General features: G+C 72.7%; 4 protein-coding genes. 2 read left to right on the forward strand and 2 right to left on the reverse strand.

Going from position 1 to position 4,364, the window contains the following annotated elements:
* Positions 1-93: 93 nt before the first annotated feature.
* On the reverse strand, positions 94-1,215 hold the full coding sequence (locus tag ABD211_RS29580) for a LacI family DNA-binding transcriptional regulator (RefSeq protein ID WP_344138926.1): 1,122 nt from the start codon (positions 1,213-1,215) through the stop codon (positions 94-96).
* A gap of 164 nt (positions 1,216-1,379) precedes the next feature.
* Here ABD211_RS29580 and ABD211_RS29585 point away from each other — a divergent pair, with 164 nt between their 5' ends.
* Entirely contained in the window at positions 1,380-2,540 is a 1,161-nt protein-coding gene (locus ABD211_RS29585; protein ID WP_344138928.1) for a Gfo/Idh/MocA family protein, read from the forward strand.
* A gap of 70 nt (positions 2,541-2,610) precedes the next feature.
* Positions 2,611-3,459, forward strand: a complete 849-nt coding sequence (locus ABD211_RS29590) for a sugar phosphate isomerase/epimerase family protein (RefSeq protein WP_344138930.1) — start codon at positions 2,611-2,613, stop codon at positions 3,457-3,459.
* Here the strand turns inward: ABD211_RS29590 and ABD211_RS29595 are convergent.
* A partial coding sequence (locus tag ABD211_RS29595; RefSeq protein ID WP_344138932.1) for a hypothetical protein occupies positions 3,428-4,364 on the reverse strand: 937 nt, incomplete at its 5' end. The two genes, ABD211_RS29590 and ABD211_RS29595, sit on opposite strands and share 32 nt — an antisense overlap.

Genomic DNA, 4,364 nt, shown 5'->3' on the forward strand with positions numbered 1-4,364 from the left:
TGCAGGTTCACGTCCGCGGACATCATCTTCCAGTAGGCGGTCGCACAGCAGAGGGGGCGCGACCGACAGGCCGCGCCCCCTCTGTCATGTCTCTCACGCCGGCGGCGGGCCGGAGCTCTCCCGGGGCACGACGATCGCCTCGACCCGCTCGACGCGGGTCGGGTGGATCGCGCTGCCGGACAGGGCCATGCTCATCGCGCGGGCGCCCATCTCGGTCAGCGGCAGCCGCACCGTGGTCAGCGTGGGCGTGACGTCGCTCGCGACCGGCATGTCGTCGAAGCCGACCACCGACACCTGATGCGGCACCGAGATGTTGTGCCCGCGCAGCCAGGCCAGGGCGCCGACGGCCATGGAATCGTTGAGCGCCACGATCGCGGTGACCTCGGGCGAGTCGTGCAGCAGGTGCGCGGTCGCGGTCGCCCCGCCGTCGCGGCTGAAGTCGGAGTGCACCACGCGGCGGGCGGGCAGCGACCGGCCCTGCTCCTTGGCCGCCCGGCGGATGCCGGCCAGCCGGTCCGTGGTGGTGGTGAGCACCTTGGGGCCGGCGATGACGCCGATGTGCCGGTGACCCAACCCGTAGAGGTACTCCGCGATGAGGCGGCCGCCCTCCTCGTTGGCCGGCAGCACGGCGTCGCCGACGTGCTCGTGCCGGCCGATCACCGAGACGTGCCCGCCGGACTGCTGGTACGCCCGGAGTTTGGCGTTGATCTCCTTGGTGAAGGCGGCGTCGTGGTAGCCGGAGCCGGCCAGCACGATGGCGGCCACCTGCTGGGCCCGCAGCAGCTCCACGTACTCCAGCTCACGGGCCGGGTCGCGGTAGCTGTTGCAGATGACCAGGAGCCGGCCGTGCTCGGTGGCCACCCGCTGCAGGCCGCGGGTGATCTCCGCGAAGTACGGGTCGGAGACGTCGTGGACGATGACGCCGACGGCGATGCGGTGCGAGCGCGCCAGGCCCTGGGCGTGCGCGTTCGGCACGTAGCGCAGGTCCTCGACGGCGCGCAGCACCCGCGCCCGCAGTTCCTCGGCCACCGGCTTGGCGCTGCCGTTGATCACCCGCGACGCGGTGGCCGGCGACACCTTGGCGCGGCGCGCGACATCGGCGAGCGTCACCGCGCCGCGCGCGATGCCCCCGCGTCCGGGCGCGTCACCGGAAGGCGGGCCGGCCTCCGGTTCAGACCCGTCAATGCCCCGCGTAGCCCGGCGTGTGGTCCCCATGGGCGTGCAGCGTACCGGGTGCCGAACCGGGTATGCCCTTGCCGCGCGACAGTCGTACGCTTTAGGCTGGGGAAAGCGCTTTCCACGATAGCTGGGACAGTGCTCCCACCCGCACCGCCCCGCACCACGGAAAACAGCAGCACAACCGACTAGAGGACGGCTCCATGAATCGCAGGTCAATCGGCATCGTGGTCAACGGCGTCACCGGACGCATGGGCTATCGCCAGCATCTGGTGCGCTCGTTGCTCGCCATCCGCGAGCAGGGCGGCCTGCCGCTGCGCGACGGCAGCCGGCTCTGGCCGGAGCTCATCCTCGTCGGGCGCAGCGAGACCAAACTGGCCGAGATCGCCGCCCGGCACGGCCTCACCGAGTGGACCACCGACCTGTCGGCGGCGCTCGCCCGGCCCGACGTCGAGATCTACTTCGATGCCCAGGTGACTTCCCAGCGGGAAAAGGCGATCCGGGCCGCCATCGAGGCCGGCAAGCACATCTACACCGAGAAGCCGACGGCCGAGGGCCTCGCGGGCGCCGTCGACCTCGCCCGCACGGCGGACGCCGCCGGGATCAAGCACGGCGTCGTGCAGGACAAGCTGTTCCTGCCCGGCCTGCGCAAGCTCGACCGCCTCGTCAAGGGCGGGTTCTTCGGCCGGGTGCTGTCGGTGCGCGGCGAGTTCGGCTACTGGGTGTTCGAGGGCGACTGGCAGCCCGCGCAGCGCCCGTCGTGGAACTACCGGGCCGCGGACGGCGGCGGCATCGTCACCGACATGTTCCCGCACTGGCACTACGTGCTGGAGCAGATCTTCGGCCGGGTCACCGCCGTGACGGCCCACGTGACCACCCACATCCCCCGCCGCGTCGACGAGCAGGGCGAGGAGTACGCCGCCACCGCCGACGACGCCGCGTACGGCATCTTCGAGATCGAGGGCCCGGACGGGCCGATCGTGGCCCAGATCAACTCCTCCTGGGCGGTCCGGGTCTACCGGGACGAACTGGTCGAGTTCCAGGTCGACGGCACCGAGGGCAGCGCCGTCGCGGGCCTGCGCAACTGCCGGCTGCAGCACCGCGGCTCCACCCCCAAGCCGGTGTGGAACCCCGACCTGCCGGCCACCGAGGACTTCCGGTCGCAGTGGCAGGTCGTGCCCGACAACGAGGAGTTCGACAACGGCTTCAAGGCGCAGTGGGAGCTGTTCCTGCGCCACGTCGTCGAGGACGTCCCTTACACCTGGGACCTGTGGGCCGGCGCCCGCGGCGTGCAGCTCGCCGAGTGCGGCCTGTTCTCCGCCCGCGAGGGCTGCCGCGTCGAGATCAAGGAGCTTCGGGCATGAGCGAGCGCAGTGAGCGAATCATCAGCTCGGTAAAGGCATGCCGGCGCCGGAGCGCAGCGGAGGTGACGGCATGACGGCCGAGGTGCAGGACAAGACTGACCGGACACAAGCCAGGCTCGCCCGGTTCTCGTTCAACCAGGCCACCGCCCAGCACTGGGCGCTCGCCGAGGCGGTCGCCGGGTGCGCCGCCGCCGGGCTGACCGGCATCGGCCTGTGGCGCGAGCCGGTGCAGGCGTACGGGGTGGCGGCGACCGCCGCGCTCGTCCGCGGCGCCGGGCTCACGGTCACGTCGCTGTGCCGGGGCGGCTTCTTCCAGCAGGACGACTGGTACGACGAGAACCGCCGCGCGATCGACGAGGCCGCGACGCTCGGAACCGGCGTACTCGTGCTGGTTTCTGGGGGTCTGCGCCCCGGGGAGCGCGACATCGACGCGGCGCGCAAGCACGTCGGGGATGCCATCGGCAGGCTCGTGCCGCACGCGCTCGACGCGGGGGTGCAGCTGGCCATCGAGCCGCTGCACCCGATGTTCGCCAGCGACCGGTGCGTGGTCTCGACGCTGGGGCAGGCGCTCGACCTGGCCCACCCCTACCCCGCCGAGGCCGTCGGGGTGGTCGTGGACACCTACCACCTGTGGTGGGACGACCGGGCGTGGCGGCAGATCTCGCGGGCGGGCGCGGAGAGGCGCATCTCCTGCTTCCAGGCCGCCGACTGGATCACGCCGCTGCCCGAGGGCGTGCTGCTCGGGCGCGGCCTGCCCGGCACGGGCTGCGTGGAGCTGCGCCGGTTCCGGGAGGCGGTCGACGCGGCCGGCTACACCGGCCCGGTCGAGGTCGAGGTCTTCAACGCCGACGTCTGGGCGCGGCCGGGCGAGGAGATCCTCGCCGAGACTATCCAGCGTTATCTGGACCACGTGGCCTGAACAGCAGGGCCAGCAGGACCGGGAACTCCAGGTAGGCGTGGTAGCTGGCGAATGCCGAGTAGAGCACCCGACCCTGCGCGTAGTCGACCGCGAACAGCAGCGCCAGCGGCGCGGCGGCGGCCACGCCCAGGGCCCAGGCCCGCCAGCCGGCCAGCCACGGCACCCGCGCCTCGAAGGCCGCCGCCGCGTCCGGGGCGGCCCGGGGCAAGAAGCCCACCCACACCGCGTAGTGCATCGTCTGCAGGAACGCGAACACGACGAGGAAGCGCAGCCCGACGACGAGGTCGGGCTGCAGCCCCGGCAGCACGAACGGGGCGGCCAGCTTCGCCGGCGCGCCCGCGAAGGCGGTGACCGTGCCCGCGCCGCCGTCCGCCAACTGGTTGACGGCGAGGCCGTCGGCCGCCCCCAGCAGGATCAGCGCGGGCACGCCGAGCACCCAGCCCAGCTGCGCCACCCGGAACGCGGTGCGCCCCCGGGTCAGCCGCCGCGACCACTCCCACAGGAAGAACAGCGGCACCACGTTGTGCAGGTGGGTCAACATCACGAAGTGGTACGACGGAAAGGCCAGCGACGCGGCGAGCGCCCCGCCCAGCCCCGCTAACGCGGCAGCCCGCCACCAGGCGTGCCGCACCGCGTAGGCGACGCCCACCCCGAGCAGGGCATAGGCAAGAAGAATCTCCGGAGTACGCGCGGCGGCGAGCCGGCACACGAGAATCCCCGTGACGAGTGCCAGCAGGATCACGAGCAGCCGCCCGCGCAGCACCCCCGCGAACCGGCCCGCGACGTAGCGCAGCTCCAGCACGTTGTGCAGCGCGCCGAACGCGATGAGCCCGAGCACGGTCGTGGCCAGCGGCGCGCGCAGCGCCACGGCCAGCGCGACCGCGGCGGTCACCGCGAACCCGGCC

Origin of the sequence: Luedemannella flava (assembly GCF_039528515.1) — a bacterium.
GTDB classification, from domain to species: Bacteria; Actinomycetota; Actinomycetes; order Mycobacteriales; family Micromonosporaceae; genus Luedemannella; species Luedemannella flava.